Annotated in this window: 12 protein-coding genes; 10 read left to right on the top strand and 2 right to left on the bottom strand. The window is 61.4% G+C overall.

Annotation, left to right across the window (positions count from 1 at the left end; genetic code table 11):
* Positions 1–116: 116 nt before the first annotated feature.
* From IAE77_RS28505 to rpoC, 8 genes are all read left to right on the top strand, one after another.
* A complete protein-coding gene (locus tag IAE77_RS28505; RefSeq protein ID WP_294234507.1) occupies positions 117–335 on the top strand; it encodes a preprotein translocase subunit SecE in 219 nt (72 codons plus the stop codon).
* A 38-nt stretch (positions 336–373) separates the two neighbouring features.
* Entirely contained in the window at positions 374–943 is a 570-nt protein-coding gene (gene nusG, locus IAE77_RS28500; RefSeq protein ID WP_294234505.1) for a transcription termination/antitermination protein NusG, read from the top strand.
* 48 nt (positions 944–991) lie between these two features.
* Positions 992–1,417 carry a 50S ribosomal protein L11 gene (gene rplK, locus IAE77_RS28495; protein ID WP_294234500.1) on the top strand — a complete coding sequence of 142 codons (426 nt, stop codon included), beginning with the start codon at positions 992–994 and terminating at the stop codon, positions 1,415–1,417.
* A gap of 56 nt (positions 1,418–1,473) precedes the next feature.
* A complete protein-coding gene (gene rplA / locus IAE77_RS28490) occupies positions 1,474–2,172 on the top strand; it encodes a 50S ribosomal protein L1 (RefSeq protein WP_294234497.1) in 699 nt (232 codons plus the stop codon).
* Positions 2,173–2,190: 18 nt separating this feature from the next.
* Positions 2,191–2,697, top strand: coding sequence for a 50S ribosomal protein L10 (gene rplJ / locus IAE77_RS28485; RefSeq protein ID WP_294234494.1), 507 nt, complete (start codon positions 2,191–2,193; stop codon positions 2,695–2,697).
* Positions 2,698–2,841: 144 nt separating this feature from the next.
* On the top strand, positions 2,842–3,222 hold the full coding sequence (gene rplL, locus IAE77_RS28480; RefSeq protein WP_294234492.1) for a 50S ribosomal protein L7/L12: 381 nt from the start codon (positions 2,842–2,844) through the stop codon (positions 3,220–3,222).
* A gap of 379 nt (positions 3,223–3,601) precedes the next feature.
* Positions 3,602–7,459: a DNA-directed RNA polymerase subunit beta gene (gene rpoB, locus IAE77_RS28475; RefSeq protein WP_294234489.1), complete on the top strand. Its 3,858-nt coding sequence runs from the start codon at positions 3,602–3,604 to the stop codon at positions 7,457–7,459.
* A gap of 49 nt (positions 7,460–7,508) precedes the next feature.
* Positions 7,509–11,648, top strand: coding sequence for a DNA-directed RNA polymerase subunit beta' (rpoC, locus tag IAE77_RS28470; protein ID WP_294234485.1), 4,140 nt, complete (start codon positions 7,509–7,511; stop codon positions 11,646–11,648).
* 109 nt (positions 11,649–11,757) lie between these two features.
* On the opposite strand, the gene IAE77_RS28465 is transcribed toward rpoC, so the two are convergent.
* The gene (locus IAE77_RS28465) at positions 11,758–14,862 is read right to left on the bottom strand and encodes an efflux RND transporter permease subunit (protein WP_294234482.1); all 3,105 of its coding nucleotides are present in this window, start codon (positions 14,860–14,862) and stop codon (positions 11,758–11,760) included.
* Positions 14,859–16,028 (bottom strand): efflux RND transporter periplasmic adaptor subunit, encoded by a 1,170-nt coding sequence (locus tag IAE77_RS28460; protein ID WP_294234479.1) that lies wholly within the window; start codon positions 16,026–16,028, stop codon positions 14,859–14,861. The genes IAE77_RS28465 and IAE77_RS28460 overlap by 4 nt, the downstream gene beginning before the upstream one ends.
* A 258-nt stretch (positions 16,029–16,286) precedes the next feature.
* Here IAE77_RS28460 and IAE77_RS28455 point away from each other — a divergent pair, with 258 nt between their 5' ends.
* Complete coding sequence (locus IAE77_RS28455) at positions 16,287–17,618, top strand: AAA family ATPase (RefSeq protein ID WP_294234476.1); 1,332 nt, start codon at positions 16,287–16,289, stop codon at positions 17,616–17,618.
* 9 nt (positions 17,619–17,627) lie between these two features.
* The gene (locus IAE77_RS28450; protein ID WP_294234473.1) at positions 17,628–18,314 is read left to right on the top strand and encodes an HNH endonuclease; all 687 of its coding nucleotides are present in this window, start codon (positions 17,628–17,630) and stop codon (positions 18,312–18,314) included.
* Positions 18,315–18,832: the final 518 nt, after the last annotated feature.

Raw genomic sequence — 18,832 nt, 5'->3', positions numbered from 1 at the left:
AGTAGCTCAATTGGTAGAGTAGCGGTCTCCAAAACCGTCGGTTGGGGGTTCGAGTCCCTCCTGGCCTGCCAGCGAAAATCCCGGAAACATCCGCAGAGAAAGTCGAAACGCTTCACATGAGCCGCATCCGCAAATACATCAGCGAAGTCTTCATCGAACTCAAGAAAGCCACGTGGCCTTGGGACCCGAAGGAGAAGGGCTTCGCCAAATACCGCGAGTTGAATGAATCCACGGTGGTGGTCTTCATCGCGATGGTCCTGCTCGGTGCCTTTGTGGCCGCATTCGACGTCAGCTTCAAGTGGGCCTTCGAGGCCGCGCAGAAGCTCGGAATGTAATCCCTTTTCATCCCCAACCCCTTTCCTTACCCAGCCCTATGGGAGCCATCCCCGCCCCCCGCGACCAGTGGTACGTCATTCATGTGCGTGCCGGCCTTGAACAAAAGGTCCGCGACAGCATGCTCCGCCGCATCGAGAAGGAGGAGATGGGTGATTATGTCTTCCAAGTCCTCGTCCCGATGGAACGCGTGGCCGAAGTGAAGAAAGGCAAGCGTTCTGAGAGCAACCGCAAGTTTTTCCCCGGCTACGTCATCGCCAACTGCCACCTCCTCGACGAGCACAACCGCTTGGTGGACCGGACTTGGTACTTCGTGAAGGAGACCGATGGTGTTCTCAACTTCGCAGGCACCAAGGATCACCCGATCCCCATGCGTGCGAAGGAAGTCGAGGCCATGCTGGCGCAGGTCCGCGACAAGGACGATGGTGCCGTGCCGAAGATCGCCTTCAACCTCGGCGACACGGTGCGCGTGGCTGATGGTCCGTTCGAAAGCCAGACCGGCACCGTCGAGGAAATCGACCCCGAACGCGGAGTGCTGCGCGTTTCGGTCAACATTTTCGGACGTTCGACACCGGTCGATCTCGAATACTGGCAGGTCGAGAAAGCATGAAGCCCTGAACCGCCGATTTTTCAACTCTAGCAAGGAACAAAAAACAACATGGCCAAGGAAATCGTCAAACAAATCAAGCTCCAGATCAAAGCTGGCGCAGCCAATCCTGCACCGCCCATCGGCCCTGCCCTCGGTCAGGCGGGTGTGAACATCATGGCGTTCTGCAAGGAGTTCAACGCCGCCACCCAGAAGCTGGGTGGAGATGTGCTGCCCACCGTCATCACCGTTTACAAGGACAAGAGCTTCACGTTCATCACCAAGCAGCCCCCGGCTTCGAATCTTCTCAAAAAGGTGGCGAACATCGCCTCGGGCTCAGGTGAGGCGAACAAGAAGAAAGTCGCCAAAATCACCAAGGCGCAGCTTCTTGAGGCCACCAAGGCCAAGCTGGCCGACCTGAACACCGCCGATCTCGAGCGTGCCTCGCGCATCATGGCCGGCACGGCCCGCCAGATGGGCATCGAAATCATCGACTAATTCCCCCCAAAACCAAGCAGGAGAACCCCGCGGTTCGCCACCACTGCACACCCACCATGCAAAAGAGAAGCAAACGCTACAAAAAAGCCGCCGAGATGGTCCCGGCAGGAAAAATGTTCTCGCTTGAAGAAGCGGCAGAACTCCTGCGCAAACTCCCTGGCACCAAGTTCAACCAAAGTGTCACCCTTTCGTTCCGCATGGGTGTCGATCCGAAGAAAAGCGACCAGATGGTCCGCGGCACCTGCCCGCTGCCTCACGGCTCCGGCAAGAACGTCCGCGTCGCGGTGTTCGCCCAGGGCGGCGCCGCCGAGGCCGCCAAGGCCGCTGGCGCTGACATCGTTGGAAATGAGGACCTCATTGCCAAGGTGAAGGAAGGTTTCCTCGATTTCGATGTCGCAATCGCCACCCCGGCGGCGATGAATGAAGTCCGCAAGCTCGGCAAGCAGCTCGGTCCTCGCGGTCTGATGCCAAACCCGCGCACTGGCACTGTCACTGACGACACCGCAGGTGCCGTGAAGGCGGTGAAAGCGGGTCGTGCCGACTTCAAGCTCGACAAGAACGGCAACATCGCCGCCGCCGTCGGCAAGGCTTCCTTTGAGCCAAAACAACTGGCCGAAAACGCCCAGAGCTTCATCGAGGCCGTCGTCCGCGCCAAGCCGGCCTCCGCACGTGGTCGCTATGTTGAAACCATCACGCTCGCCGCGACGATGTCACCGGCCCTCCGCATTGATGTGTCGAAGTACATCAAACTCTAACCCTCACAGCACAGAATCATGAAAGCTGAAAAAACATTGCTCATCGATGACCTGCTGAAACGGGTCAATGCGTCTCCTTTCCTGCTCGTGGTCGATTACACCGGCCTCACCGTGGACAAGTTCGCTGAACTCCGCAAACGCCTTTCCGCCGTGGGTGCTGAGATTCACGTCTTCAAGAACAACCTGGTGAAGAAGGCTGCCGAAAAGGCGGGCTACCCAGGCGAACTGGGCGAACACCTCAACGGACAGAGTGCCTACGTCACTGGTGTCAAAGAAATCTTCGCCGCAGCGAAGGTCATGAAGAACTTCGCCTCCGAGTTCGAGAAGCCTGTGATGAAAGTGGGCGTGCTCGAAGGCAAGCTGCTCGACGTGGCCACCATCAAGGCTCTCGCCGACCTTCCCTCCCGCGAAGTCCTCTACGCCCAGCTTCTTGGCGTTCTCCTGGCTCCTGGTTCCGCTCTCGCCCGCGCCCTCAAGGCCAAGGCGGAGAAGGACGGGGCACCCGCCGAAGCCGCTGCTGCCTGATCCCCTGACATCCACCCCTTTGAACCGATGGCTCCGCTTTCCGGGGCCTGAACACACAAACACCCAATGGTTCCTCGCCGGAGCAAATGCTTTTGCTCTTAAACCACCCGATGCATCGGAAAGCGGCGATACCGACACACTAACATGGCTGACCTGAACAAAATCGTTGAAGAACTGAGCGGCTTGACCGTCCTCGAAGTCTCTGAACTCGTCAAAACCCTCGAAGAGAAGTGGGGCGTGAGCGCCGCTGCTCCTGTTGCCGCCGCTGGTGGCGCTGGTGGTGGTGCCGCCGCACCTGCCGCTGAAGAGAAGACCGAATTTGACGTGATCCTCGTTGAGGGTGGCGCGAACAAGATCGCCGTCATCAAGGAAGTCCGCAACGTCGTCGCCGGACTCGGCCTCGCCGAAGCCAAAGCACTCGTCGAAAAGGGCGGTGCCAAGCTGAAGGAAGGCGTGAAGAAGGAAGAGGCGGAAGAAGTGAAGAAGAAGCTGGAAGCCGCCGGCGCCAAAGTCGAGATCAAGTAATCTCCTCAGTTCCTCCTGGTTCTTTGCCGCGTGGCGCGGCTGCCTGTCAGCAACGCCACGCGGTCTGGAGCCAAAAGTAAGTGTTTCCCAATCCCCCGTCCGTTTCGTTCCATCGCATGCCCCCACTTCTTCGCGAACCCCAGAACCTCCGAGGCAATGGTCTCGGTTCCGGGGCAGGTTGCGACGTGCGGGCTGCCTCAAATCATTTTCATGGCCTGAGATCTGGCTTCCGCCCGGTCTCCGGCTGCTTCGTTTTCGCGCTCAAAACGGCTGATGTCGGGCTTTCCGCCCGCCATCCGCTGGTTTGAGCGCACGCGGAGTCTCCGCTCCGCATCCCGTGCCACCGCCATCGCCCCCTAACCGTCCTCATCACTGCCTTATGTCCCAGCGCACCAACTTTGGCAAAATCCACGAAGTCGCCGAGCCGCCAAACCTCATCGAGATCCAGCTCCGCTCCTACGAGGAGTTTCTCCAGAAGAACATCCTGCCCTCGAAGCGCAAAGACGTCGGTCTCCAGGCCGTGTTCCGCGAAGTTTTCCCGATCACCAGCTACGATGAGAAAATGACGCTCGATTTCGTCCAGTACGAGATCGGCGATCCCAAGTTGAACTCGCTGGAGGCGATTCATGAGGCCGAGACCTACAGCGCGCCACTTTACGTCACCTACGAGCTCAAGGACGAGCAGGGCGCGAAGCAGGAACGCGTTTACATGGGCGAGATTCCGCTGATGACCGTGCGCGGCACGTTTGTCATCAATGGGGCCGAGCGCGTCGTCGTTTCCCAGCTCCATCGTTCCCCCGGCATCTGCTTTGAGACCACCCAGCACCTCAATGGCCGCTGGTTGCATGGCTTCCGCATCATTCCTGACCGAGGCACCTGGCTTGAAGTGCAGTTCGATACCAACGACCTCCTTTACGTCTATCTCGACCGTCGCCGCCGCCGCCGTAAATTCCTCGCCACCACGCTTCTGCGTGTGATCGGTTTCGCGACCGACGAGGACATTCTCAAGCTCTTCTACGACATCCAGGACCTGAAGCTCAAGGACGGCCTCTCCGAAGAGGAACTGGCCAGCAAGATCCTCTTCAAGGACATCCTTGATGGGGAACTGATTGTCGCCCGTGCTTACGAGCCGCTCACCCAGGGCGTTGTGCGCCAGCTCATCCAGCTTGGCCACAAGTCCATCAAGGTGGTCACCGCCTCCCCGGACGATCTGCTGGTCACCTCGCTCCGCAAGGACACCGCGAAAGATGAGGACGAGGCATTGAAGGAAATTTACCGCCGTCTGCGTCCGGGCGATCCGCCCACCACGCCGAACGCCCGCGCCCTCGTGAAGCGCCTCTTCTTCGATCCGAAGCGCTACGACCTCACCCGCGTCGGCCGTTACAAGATCAATCAGAAGCTCGGCCTCAAGGTGGACACCGAGATGCGCATCCTCACCTCCGAGGACGTCGTTTCCGCGCTCCGTTACCTGTTCCAGCTTCGTGAAGGCCAGGGCATCCTGGACGACATCGATCATCTTGGTTCCCGCCGCGTTCGTGCCGTGGGTGAACTCCTTGCCAACCAGTGCCGCGTCGGCCTCAGCCGCACCGAGCGCCTCGTCAAGGAGCGCATGACGCTGTTTGACGTGAACATGGACACCATGACGCCCGCCAAGCTCGTCAATCCGAAGGCGCTTTCCGCCGTCGTGCGCGACTTCTTCGGCCGCAGCCAGCTCTCCCAGTTCATGGACCAGATCAATCCGCTGGCTGAACTGACCCACAAGCGCCGTCTTTCCGCTCTCGGCCCAGGGGGTCTGAATCGTGACCGTGCCGGCTTCGAAGTGCGCGACGTTCATCCGTCCCACTACGGCCGTATCTGCCCGATTGAGACTCCGGAAGGTCCGAACATCGGTCTGATCAACTCCCTGGGCTCCTACGCCCGCATCAACGAGTTCGGCTTCATCGAAACGCCGTATCGTCCGGTCAAGGAAGGTGTCGTCGCCGACAAGATCGACTACCTCACCGCCGACCAGGAAGAGAATCACTACATCGCCCAGTCGAACAACCCCATCGACGACAACGGCCGTTTCAAAGGCGCCAAGGTCACCGTGCGTTACCGCGGTGAGTTCATCGAAGTGGAACCTGCCAAGGTCACGCTCATGGACGTGTCGCCAAAGCAGCTCGTCTCAGTCGCCGCCGCGCTCATCCCGTTCCTTGAGCACGATGACGCCAACCGCGCTCTGATGGGCTCGAACATGCAGCGCCAGGGCGTTCCGCTTCTTGAAGGCGAGTCCCCGCTCGTCGGCACCGGCATGGAAGGCAAGGCGGCGCGCGATTCGCGTTCCGTGATCGTCGCAGACGCCAATGGCACCATCGCTGCCGCCACCGCCGACGTGATCATCGTCACGAAGGACGGCAACCTGCCGGTCAAAGACGAAAAATTCCTCGAAAACCCGCTCAAGTCGGTCCAGACCGACGAGGACAAGGGCACCTTCGTCTATCCGCTGCGCAAATTCGGCCGCAGCAACGCCGGCACCTGCATCAACCAGCAGCCGCTGGTGAAACGCGGACAGAAAGTGAAGAAGGGCGATGTCATCGCCGACGGCCCGTGCACCGACCAGGGTGAGCTTGCCATCGGCAAGAACATGCTCGTCGCGTTCATGCCTTGGAACGGTTACAACTTCGAGGACGCCATCACCATCAGCCGTCGTGTGGTGAAGGAGGACATCTACACCTCCATCCACATCGAGGACTTCGAAGTCATTGCCCGTGACACCAAGCTCGGGCCTGAAGAAATCACGCGCGACATCCCGAATGTCGGCGACGAGGCTCTCAAGAACCTCGACGCCCAAGGCGTGGTGCGCATCGGCGCTGAAGTGAAGCCTGGCGACATCCTCGTCGGCAAGATCACGCCGAAGTCCGAGACCGAGCTCGCCCCTGAAGAGCGCCTCCTGCGTGCCATCTTCGGTGAAAAGGCCGCTGACGTGAAGGACACCTCCCTGCGTGTGCCTTCCGGCTGCACCGGCATCATCATGGACGTCCGCATCGCCCAACGCGGCGCGGGTGCCGACTCCGAGAAGGAAAAACTCTCGCCTTCCGAATACAAGAAGCAGATCAAGCAGATCGAAGAGGACTATCGTGCGAAGAAGGAAGACCTCACCGAGCAGCTCACCGAGCGTCTCTCCGACATTCTGCTCAACGAAAAGATCCCGCTCGACATCGTGAACGGCCAGACCGGCGAACCGCTGGTGGGCGCGAACAAGAAGATCACGAAGACGATGCTGCGTCACGTGGCCGAGAGCTACGACACCATCGAGATCGACCCGAGCCCGATCCGCAACAAGATCTTCGACATCATCCAGACCTTCGAACAGAAGTTCAGCGATGCCGACATGGAGCGTGAGCGCAATCTCGACAAGATCGAGAGCAGCGAAGACGCCGCCGATTCGGGCGTGGTCAAGCAGGTGCGCGTGTTCCTCGCCAGCAAGCGCAAGCTTTCCGTCGGTGACAAGATGGCCGGCCGTCACGGCAACAAGGGCATCGTCGCCAACATCGTTCCGGAAGAAGACATGCCGTTCCTCGAAAACGGCTGCCCGGTTGACATCGTGCTGAATCCGCTGGGCGTGCCTTCGCGCATGAACGTGGGCCAGGTGCTTGAAACCCACCTCGGTCTTGCCGCCAAAGCGCTCGGCTTGAAGATCGCCACGCCGGTGTTCGACGGTATTCCTGAGACGAAGATCATGGACTACATCAAGGAGGCCAAAAAGGTCCCTGGTTACGAGTGGATGGGCCTGAACGGCAAGTCGAAGCTCTTCGACGGCCGGACCGGTGAAGCCTTCAATCTCGATGTAGTCGTCGGATACATCTACATGTTGAAGCTCGGACACCTTGTCGCCGACAAGATCCACGCTCGTGCGGTCGGACCTTACTCGCTCGTCACGCAGCAGCCTCTGGGTGGTAAAGCCCAGTATGGCGGCCAGCGCTTCGGTGAGATGGAGGTGTGGGCGCTCGAAGCCTACGGCGCGGCTTACACGCTGCAGGAGCTTCTCACCGTCAAATCTGACGACGTTCAGGGCCGCACACGCATTTACGAGCAGATCGTCAAGGGTGACCACGCCCTGGAGGCCGGCACTCCTGAGTCCTTCAACGTTCTCATCAAGGAAATGCAGTCCCTCGGCCTCGATGTGAAGGTCCACAAGCGTTCGCAGGCCAATCCGGACGCCGAGGCTCTCGAAAGCTTTGCCACCTCGGCGGCCTGATGCCGCTTCCCCAGAAACCAAAACCCAACAACATCCTCCACACATCATCATGAATGCTGACGCGAGCTTGAAAGAAATCTTCGGGGAACAACACAATGGCGAGGAGTTCGACTATGTGTCGATCTGCATCGCCTCGGCGGACCGTGTCCGCTCCTGGTCCTCCGGCGAGGTGAAGAATCCGGAAACCATCAATTACCGCACCTTCAAGCCTGAAAAAGGCGGCTTGTTCTGCGAGCGTATCTTTGGTCCGACACGTGACTGGGAGTGCGCCTGCGGCAAATACAAGCGCATCAAGCACAAAGGCGTCGTCTGCGACCGTTGCGGCGTCGAAGTCACGCTCTCCCGCGTGCGTCGTGAACGCATGGGCCACATCGAGCTCGCCGTTCCGGTGACTCACATCTGGTTCTACAAGTGCATGCCTTCCCGCATCGGTCTCATGCTCGACATGACCGCCCGTTCGCTGGAACGCGTGATCTACTACGAAGACTACATGGTCGTCGATCCGGGCAGCACACCGCTTCAGCGCGGCCAGCTTCTGACCGAAGTGGACCTTCGTGAAGCCGAGGAGCAGTACGGTGCCGACGCATTCAAGGTCGGCATGGGTGCCCAGGCCATCCGCGACATCTTCTCCCAGATCAACCTCGTCGAGGTCATCAAGGAGCTTGAGGAAGCGATGGGCAAGACCCGCTCCAAGCAGATCCGCAAGAAGCTCGCCAAGCGCCTGAAGCTCTGCCAGGGCTTCGCCGAAAGCCACAGCCGTCCGGAATGGATGATTCTCGAAGTGCTGCCGGTCATTCCGCCGGACCTTCGTCCTCTCGTCCCTCTCGAAGGCGGCCGCTTTGCCACCTCCGACCTCAACGACCTCTATCGTCGCGTCATCAACCGCAACAACCGTCTCAAGAACCTGCTTCAGCTTCGCACGCCGGACGTCATCATCCGCAACGAAAAGCGCATGCTGCAGGAAGCTGTGGACGCTCTGTTCGACAACGGTCGTCACGGTCGTCCGGTTACCGGCGCAGGCAATCGTCCGCTCAAGTCGATGTCCGACATGCTCAAGGGCAAGTCCGGCCGCTTCCGTCAGAATCTGCTCGGCAAACGCGTCGATTACTCCGGCCGTTCCGTCATCGTCATCGGTCCTGACCTCGGCCTCCACCAGTGCGGTCTGCCGAAGAAGATGGCGCTCGTCCTGTTCGAGCCCTTCATCATCCGCCGCCTGAAGGAAATGGGCCTCGTGCACACCGTCCGCAGCGCGAAGAAGATGATCGAGCGCCGCACGCCTGAGGTTTGGGACATCCTCGACGAAGTCACCAAGGGGCATCCTGTGCTCCTGAACCGCGCTCCGACGCTTCACCGCCTCTCGATCCAGGCTTTCGAGCCCAAGTTGATCGAAGGTGAGGCCATCCGCGTGCATCCGCTCGTCTGCACGGCTTACAACGCCGACTTCGACGGTGACCAGATGGCCGTTCACGTGCCGCTTTCCATCGAAGCCCAGATGGAGGCCCGCCTGCTCATGCTTGCGCCGAACAACCTGTTCAGCCCTGCGTCCGGCAAGCCAGTGTTGAACCCCAGCCAGGACATTCCTCTCGGCTGCTACTTCCTCACCTACCTGCGTGAGTTTCCGAACCATGACGCCAAGGCGAAGAAGGGCGATGTCGAAGGACGCATGCCGATCTTCAACAGCGCCGCTGAAATCGAGTTCGCCATCTCCGAGGGCGGCCTCTACGTGAACGACAAGATCCGTTACCGCAATCCGGACCACGGGCTGCCGAAGCGTCCGTATGGCGATCCTTCCAAGACTGTGATCGAAACCACCGCTGGTCGTGTGCTCTTCAACGAAGTCTGGCCTGAAGGCCTCGGCTTCATCAACACGACCGTCGGCAAGAAGCAGCTCTCTGACATCATCTGGCGCTGCTTCCAGACCGTTGGTCAGAAGGAGACCGTCGCCGCGCTTGACCGCCTCAAGCAGCTCGGCTTCCGCGAAGCCACCCGTTCCGGCTGCTCCATCGGCATCACGGACATGGTCATTCCTGAAGCGAAGAAGGTCGGCGTCGAGAAGGCCTACAAAGAGATCGAGGAAGTGGACAAGCAGCATCGCCGCGGGATCATCACCCAGGGCGAGCGCTACCAGAAGATCATCGACATCTGGACGCAGGTCGGTGAGCAGGTCACGAACGAGCTGTTCCGCACCATCGAGCACAACGATGGCAAGAAGCACCACAACCCGCTCTACGTCATGGTCACCTCCGGTGCCCGTGGCAACCGCACGCAGATCAAGCAGCTCGCCGGCATGCGCGGCCTCATGGCCAAGCCGTCCGGTGAGATCATCGAGCGTCCGATCATCTCGAACTTCCGCGAAGGCCTCAGCGTGCTGGAATACTTCATCTCCACGCACGGCGCCCGCAAAGGTCTGGCTGACACCGCCCTCAAGACCGCTGACTCCGGTTACATGACCCGCAAGCTCGTGGACGTGTCCCAGGACGTCATCGTCACCGAGGAAGACTGCGGCACCGTCAACGGCATCACGCTGTCCTCCATCTATCAGGGCGACGAAGAAATCGTGGACCTCAAGACCCGCATCTACGGCCGCACCAGTTGCGAAACCGTGCATGATCCGGTGGACAAGAGCACCATCATCAAGGCTGGCCAGCTCGTGACCGAGAAGGAGGCCAATCACCTCACGAAGATCGGTGTCGAGAAGCTCAAGATCCGTTCTGTCCTCACCTGCGAAAGCAAGCGTGGCTGCTGCGCGAAGTGCTACGGCCTCCACCTCGGCACGCAGAAGCTCGCCAAGATCGGCGAGGCGGTCGGCATCGTCGCCGCCCAGTCCATCGGCGAACCGGGAACGCAGCTCACCATGCGCACCTTCCACACCGGTGGTGCGGCCATGTCTGCCTTCAAGCAGCCCTTTATCATCACCAAGAACGCGGGAACGCTCCGCATCATGGACACCCGCACGGTGCAGACCGTGGAAGGAACCTGGATCGCCCTCTCCAAGAACGGCATCCTGTCCATTCACGATGACGACGGTCGCGAACTGGAAAGCCACAAGCTCGTCCTCGGTGCCGTCGTCACGAAGCCGGAAGGCTCCACCATCAAGAAGGGCGAGCAGATCGTCACCTGGGACCCCTACAACGTGCCGATCATCACCGAGAAGGCCGGCAAGCTGGAGTTCCGCGACATGATCTCCGGCATCACCATCACCAAGGAAGTCAACCAGAGCACCGGCAACGAGGAAACCGTTGTCATCGAGCACAAGGAAGACCTCCACCCGCAGGTGGTCGTCACCGATCCGAAGACGCACGAGGTTCTTGCCAGCTACACCATCCCGGCCGGCGCCCACCTTGCTGTGAAGAACAACGAGAAGGTCGAGGCAGGCACCACCATCGCCAAGACGCCGCGCAAGGCCTCCAAGACGAAGGACATCACCGGCGGTCTGCCGCGTGTGGCCGAGCTCTTCGAAGCCCGCAAGCCGAAGGACGCCTGCGAAATCGCCCGCATCGACGGCACCGTCGAAATCGGCGGTCTCGTCCGTGGCAAGCGCCGCGTGATCGTCACCGATCCGAAGACCGGCCAGCAGGAGGAGCATCTCATCCCGCGCTCGAAGCACATCCTCGTCATCAATGGGGATCACATCGGCAAGGGCGACCAGATCACCGATGGTCCTGTCGTTCCGCATGATCTCCTCGAAATTCTCGGCCCGCAGGCTCTTCGCGAGCACCTCGTCAACGAAGTGCAGGAAGTGTACCGTGCCCAGGGCGTGGAAATCAATGACAAGCACGTCGAGATCATCATCCGCCAGATGCTGCGCAAGGTGAAGATCACCGATCCGGGCGACACCGACTTCCTCTGGGGCGATCAGATCGACCGCACCGAGTTCGAGAAGGAAAACGCCCGCGTTTCCGAGGAGGGTGGAAAGCCCGCCGAGGCCGAACCTGTGCTCCTTGGCATCACCAAGGCCTCCATCGAGACCGAATCCTTCATCTCCGCGGCTTCCTTCCAGGACACCACCCGTGTTCTCACCGAAGCGGCCACCCTCGCGAAGTCCGACCTTCTGCGTGGGTCCAAGGAAAACGTCATCATGGGCCATCTCATCCCTGCCGGCACCGGTTTCATCTCGAATCGCAACTTCGACATCGACGAGACCGAGAAGCCCCAGCTTCCAGTCATGGAAGAAGAAGCCGTGGCTTGATAAGCTGACGCTGCCAGATCAAAACATCACACCGCCTCCTTCGGCCCACGCCGTCGGAGGCGGTTTTTTGGGATTCATCGGTGAATCAGGGAGGGGCGCAGTTCCCAGTTCACGCCACATCGGCCAGCTTCGGATTCTCCACCGGCCGGAAGCCGCCGATCTTTGCGCCCAGCCGCTCCATGTAGAGATAAACCACCGGCGTGATGTACAGCGTCAGCAGTTGGGAGAAGACCAGTCCGCCCACCACGGCCAGCCCCAGTGATCTTCGTGCATCCGCCCCGGCACCGATGCCCAGCGCGATCGGCAGCGCCCCCATCAGCGCGGCAAAGGTCGTCATCATGATGGGACGGAAACGCACCAGGCAGGCTTCGCGAATCGCCTCCGCAGGCGGCTTTTCCTGCCGGCGCTGGGCTTCGAGCGCGAAGTCGATCATCATGATCGCATTCTTCTTCACGATGCCGATCAGCATCAGGATTCCGACGAAGCCGTACACGTTCAGCTCCTCGCCAAACGCCATCAAAGTCATCAGCGCTCCCACGCCTGCGGCCGGCAGGCCGGAGAGGATCGTTAGCGGATGGATGAAGCTCTCATACAGGATGCCCAGCACGAGGTAGATCACCAGGATCGCCATCACCAGCAGCAGCGACAGGTTCCCCAGCGAGCTCTGGAAGGCCTGCGCCTCCCCCTGGAAGGTGGTGTTGATCCCGGCTGGCGTCATTCCTGCCACTGCGTCCTCGATCCGGTTCACCACGTCTCCCAGCGACTGGCCGCGTTCGATGTTGAAGGAGACTGTCGCCGAGGGCAACTGGCCGAGATGATTCACCGTCAGCGGTCCCATCCCGCGCGTGATCGTGGCCACCGCGTCCAGCGGCGTCAGTCCTTCGTCAGCGGAGCGCAGATACACGCGGTCGAGCTGCCCGGGATTCTCCTGGAATCGCGGCCGCACCTCCAGCACCACGGAATACTCGTCCGCCGAGGTGTAGATGCTGCTGATCTGTCGCGAGCCGAAGGCATCGTAGAGCGCGCTGTCGATCTGGCCCGCGCTGATGCCCAGCGAGCCCGCGCGGTCGCGATCCACCTCCACACGCACCTCCGGATTGCTCAACTGCAGGTCGGACGTCACATCGGTCACGCCTGCCACCGTGCGGATTTTCGCCTCCAGTTTCGGGGTGATGTCATTGATCTCGTCCAGGCTGATGCCGGAGATGGTGAATTGATACGGGCTGTTGCTCAGACGCCCGCCCATGCGGATCAGCGGCGGCACCTGCGGAAAGGCACGGATCCCGGGCACCTGTGAAAGCTCACGCCGGAGCTGGTCCACGATCTCCGACGCGTGCGGTCGTTCACCGCGAGGCTTGAGCCGCGCATACATGCGTCCCAGGTTCGAGGGACCGCCAAAGGATGTGCTGCCCAGGCTCGAGCTGAAGCTCTCGATGTGCGGGTTCCGCGCCACGATCGCCGCCAGCGCCTTCTGATGGGCCACCATCGACTCGAACGACGAATCCTTCGCCCCTTCCGTGCCCACGTAGATCTGGCCGATGTCCTCCGTGGGGATGAAGCCCTTGCGGATGACCATGAAGCCCCACGCCGTGGCCGCCACGGTGCCCAGCGTCACCAGCATGGTCAGAATGCGGTGCCGCAGCACCAGATCCAGCGTGTGTCGATACGCCGTCGTCATGCCATCGATGCCACGTTCGAGCTGGCGTGAGAACCAGCCCTCCTTCCGCTCCTCCCGCCGCGCTTTGAGGAAGCGGCTGCACAGCATCGGCGTCAGCGTCAGCGAGATCACGCCGGACACCAGGATCGCGCTCCCGATCGTCGTGGCGAACTCATTGAACAGCCGCCCCAGGATGCCGCCCATGAACAGCACCGGCAGAAACACCGCCGCCAGCGACACCGTCATCGAGATCACCGTGAAGGCGATCTCGCGTGAGCCGGTCAGCGCCGCCTGGAAGGGGGGCTCCCCGTTCTCGATGTGCCTCACGATGTTTTCCAGCACCACGATCGCATCATCCACCACAAAGCCCACGCACAGCGTCAACGCCATCAGCGACAGGTTGTTCAGGCTGAAGTCCAGCAGATGCATCACCGCGAAGGTGGCGATGATGGACAGGATGATCGCCAGTCCCGGGATCACGGTGGCCGTCAGCCGGCGCAGGAACAAAAAGATCACCAGCACCACCAGCGCGATGCTCAGGCCCAGCGTGAACTGCACGTCATGCACCGACTCGCGGATGGAGATCGAGCGGTCCGTCAGCACTTCCAGAGTCACCGCCGCCGGCAGTTGCTCATTGATCGCCGGCAGCAGCTTGCGGATCTCATCCACCACTTTCACCGTGTTCGATCCTGGCTGCCGCTGCACCGCGATGATGATCGCCCGCTGGTTGTTGAACCACGCCGCCACGCGGTCGTTCTCCACGCCATCCACCACCTCCGCCACGTCTCCCAGCCGCACCGGGCCGCCCTCACGGTAGGCGATGATCAAGCGGCTGAAATCCTCCGCGTCCGCCAGTTTCCCACCGGACTGCACCGTGAAGACCTGCTCCACTCCCTGCAGGGTGCCGGTGGGGATGTTGCTGTTCCCGTTCTGGATCGCGGCACGCACCTCGGCCAGGCTCACGCCGCGTGAGGCCACCCGCAGCGGATTCACCTGCACCCGCACGGCATACTTTTGCGAGCCAAACACCTGCACCTGCGCCACACCCGCCACGGTGGAAAGCTTTGGCGAGATCAGCGTCTCCGCGAACTCATCCACCTTCGACATCGGCAGTGTGTCCGACACCAGCGCCAGGAACATGATCGGCGACTCCGCCGGATTCACCTTCCGGAACGACGGCGGCGTCGTCATCTCCTGCGGCAGCCGTCTTTGCGCCGTGGAGATGGCCGATTGCACGTCCAGCGCCGCGTCATCGATGCTCCGCTCCAGGTCAAACTGCAGCGTGATGCTGCTGCTGCCCAGCGAACTGGTCGAGACCATCGAGGTGATGCCCGGAATCGTGGAAAACTGCTTCTCCAGCGGGTTCGCCACCGTCGCCGCCATCGTCGCGGGGCTCGCGCCCGGCAGTCCGGCCGTCACCGACAGGGTGGGGAAGTCCACATTCGGCAGATCGCTCACCGGCAGGTCGTTGTAGGCCAGGATGCCAAAGGCCAGGATGCCCGTCATCACCAGTGACGTCATCACCGGCCGCTGGATCGAAAGCTCCGGGATATTCATGGCACCACTCCCGCCGTCGCCTCCTCCGGCGCCGAGCCATCCAGGCTGGGTTTGATGCTCACCTTCGCCCCGTCACGCAAACGGTCCTGCCCGTCGATCACCACCTTCTCCCCGCCTTCCAGGCCGTGCGCGATCACCGCCTCATTCTCCGCCGTGCGGGCCATCGTCACCGTCGTCGCGTGGGCCGTCAGATCCGGCAGCACCACAAACACAAACGGGCCGTTCTGTCCCGGCTGCACCGCCCGTGCCGGCACCACCACCGCGTTCTTGTCCACGCTCACCTCCACCCCCAGGCTCGCATACTGGCCGGGCCACAATGTCTGCGGGCGGTTCGGAAAGGTGGCCTTCACATCGATCGTGCCCGTGTTCGCCTTCACCGTGTTGTCGAGGAATTCGAGCTTCCCTTCGGCCGTCAGACTCTCCGGCTGGCTGGTGGCCGCGGTCACCTTCAGCACCCCCAGGCCCATCCCGCGTTGCAGGGCGGGGAGCTGCTGCTCCGGCACGGAAAAGGTCACCTCGATCGGGTCGATCTGGTTGATCACCACCAGTTCCGTCTGGTAGGCGCTCGCCACATTGCCCACATCCGCCAGGATGCGGCCCGCACGTCCGGAAATCGGCGCCCGCACCTCGCAGTAATCCAGGTCCATCTGCGCCTTCTCCACATTCGCCTCCGCCACGGCGATCTGGCTCGTCATCGACTTCACCGTCATCGTCGCCTGCTCCAGCTCCTTTTGCGGCACCGCCCCGTCCTTCGACAGCGCCAGGTAACGGCGCTCCTGATCCTTCGCATTGCCCGCCTGCGCGTTCGCCTGCGCCAGCACCGCCCGTGCCTCCCGCAGCGCCACCTCGAACGGCTTGCGGTCGATGCGGAACAGCACATCCCCCTTCGCCACATCCTGCCCGTCGCGGATCTGCACCTGGGCGATCTGCCCCGTCACCTGCGGCCGCAGGGTCACGGTCTGGATCGGCGACACACGGCCGATCGCCCGCAGGATGACCGGCATGTCCTTCCGCACCGCCTCCGCCACCAGCACCGGCGTGGCGGCCGCCTTGCGGGGGCCCGCTGCGGCCTCTTCCTTGGAGCAAAACGTCAGCCCAGGCAACATCAGAAGCACCAGCAGCAGCCCGGACACACCTCGCACGCGCCAGTCGCCCCCTTCAGGCATGGCGTTCTCAGCTTCGGGCGGGGCAGCGGCAGGTTTCATAAGATTTCGCTGCCCTCTCTTCGCATCCGCCGCGTCCACGGCCTTGCCAAACCGCCCCGCCAGCAACGCTTGGCTCCGGTGAGACCAGCCACGCACGGCTTCAACGCCTGCTCAGGCCGGAAGCGGTTGCGGGAGTTTCGCGGCACCAGGTCAACACCGCCGCGGTGCGAAAAATTTGATGTTTCGCGATGTCCTGAGAACCACTAGGCTGAAATCACCATGCGCATCGATGAGATCACCATCACGAACTTCAAAGGGTTTGCGGAGCGGACCTTCGAGTTCAAGAGAGCCGCGAAGTCCGCGAGAAAACAAGGGACATTTCACCTTCTGGTGGGGGAGAATGGGTCGGGTAAATCCACCACCCTCGATGCGCTGGCGATCGCCCTGGGCATCTGGCATGTGGCACGGCCAACGGCGGGCTGGCGTGCCATCCGACCTGGTGAAGCGCGGTGGCAAGCCATCAGCCATGGGGACAGCACCAGCTTCGAGCCGATGCCGGATCCCTCGATCCGTGCCCGGGGCTGGATTGGGGACAAACCCGCCTGCTGGATGCGGATGAACAAGGGGCATTCCACGAAAACCTCCAATGAGGAAGCCCAGGACGCGCTGGCGGAGGTGAAGCGGCTGCAAGATCTGTCGCGCAAGCCAGAAGCGAAAGTGACGCTGCCGGTGCTGGCCTATTACAGTGCTGGCCGTGCCTGGCTGCCGGAGAAGGAGCGGGTGAAGGGCTTTCCTCTCAACATGAAAAAGGGCTCCCGGTTTGACGCCTACTACAACTGTCTGGACGGCCGCATCCGCGACAAGGAGTTGAACCAGTGGTTTCTGTTTGAAATGGTGGAGGCCGCAGGACGCGGGAAGAAACGCGACGGGCTGCTGGCGGTGGAAAAGGCGGTGCTGAACTGCCTGCCTGACGCCAAGGGTCTGCGCTTCGACAGTGACCGGAAAGAGGTGGTCGTGATCATGAAGGGAAAGAAGCCGGAGATGCCCTTTTACAACTTGAGCGACGGCCAGCGGGCCACGCTGGCGATGATCGCTGATCTGGCCATCAAAGCGGTCACGCTGAACCCACATCTCGGCAAGGCCGCGGCAACAACTTCCCCAGGCGTCGTGCTGATCGATGAACTGGACCTGCATCTCCATCCCAAATGGCAGCGGCGCATCGTGACGGATCTGAAGAAGACTTTCCCCAACCTCCAGTTCGTGTGTTCGACGCATTCGCCCTTCCTCATTCAGGCGCTGCAACCGGGGGAACTGATCCCGCTGGATGAAACGACGGGCGCTGTGGGGGAGTATGCCAACCAGTCCATCGAGGCCATCGTGGAAGGAGTTCAGGGAGTGCCGATGCCGCAACGCAACCACCGCGCGGAGATGCTGAGCAGCGCGGTGGAGGAGTATGTGAAGGAGATTCACAAGCCGCGAGCCAGCAAGGCGGCGGTCAAAAAAGCTGAGGTGAAATTCCGCCAGGCGGCGGAGCCTTACGCGCCCAATCCGGGATTGAACGCGCTCCTCAAACTGGAGGCGATGGCCGTCCTGAAACCCACAACCAGGTGACGCGACGCCATGAGACCCGTGACTCGAGGACTGGCCCCGCGGACCTACCGGAAATATGGAGATGCCATCGGCGATCTGGAGGAGCGGCTGGGCATCTATTGCAGTTACTGCGAGCGACGCCTGCCCGCCAGTCTGGCCGTGGAGCATGTGGTGCCCAAAAGCCTGGTGCCAGAACTGGAGACAACCTGGGACAACTTTCTTCTCGGCTGCACCAACTGCAATTCGGTCAAATTGAACCAACCGACCAACAAGCGTGACTTTCTCTGGCCTGATGTGGACAACACCATGCGGGCCTACAGCTACTCACCAGGTGGCTTTGTGGACGTGGCGGACGGCCTGACGACCACAATGAGCCGGAAGGCGAAGAAGTTGATGGATCTGGTGGGCCTGGACAGGCATGAGGCGGAGGGCCGCCCGGCACCTGCCCCACGGGACAAACGCTGGCAGCAACGCAAGGACGCCTGGGATGCCGCCGTCTTGGCGAAGGCGAGGCTGGCGGAGCTGAACAATGCTCCCGCAGCGATGGATCTGGTGCTGATCGCGGCAGAAGGGTTTGGTTTCTTCTCCATCTGGATGACCGTTTTCGCAGATCATCCCGCCATCAAGCGGGCGCTGGTGCAACGCTTCAAGGGCACGGCGGACGATTGTTTCGACCCGAATTTTGACCCCGTGGCACGCCCACGCGGCCGGCTGTAGTTGCGGCAGCAGCTCTTTTGCTGAACCGGGCCTGCACCATCCAAGACTCTCGCGATAAACCTGTGAGCGGTGGCACCGCAGCGTTGCATCCGGTGTCGCAGAGCGACACGCGAATCTGCCGTTGGGAGGACGGGTTCGGGCGTCGCGCTGCGACGCGTGTCATGGCTCAACGCGATCACCCGCATCGTCTCCCGGCCTTCAAAGGCCGGGCCACGAGACGGCTGCCGCTCTGCGGCAGAGAGTTTCAAACACCGCTAACGCATAGCGTCGAAGTGCTGGCGCAGCGGTTCGAAGTGCTGGCACATGGGCTCGAAGTGCTGGCGCATAAAATCCAAGTGCAGTCGCATAAGCTCCAATCGCTAGCACATAAGCTCCAATTGCCGTTACGTAAGCTCCAAGTGCTAGCGCATAGGCTCGAAGTGCAAGCGCATAGGCTCTATGCGACCCCACACAGGCTCTATGCGACCCCGCACAGGCTCTATGCGACCCCGCACAGGCTCTATGCGACCCCGCACAGG

The organism is Prosthecobacter sp., from assembly GCF_014879935.1.
Taxonomy (GTDB): domain Bacteria; phylum Verrucomicrobiota; class Verrucomicrobiia; order Verrucomicrobiales; family Verrucomicrobiaceae; genus Prosthecobacter.
This window is presented reverse-complemented; position numbering and strand designations above follow the sequence as displayed.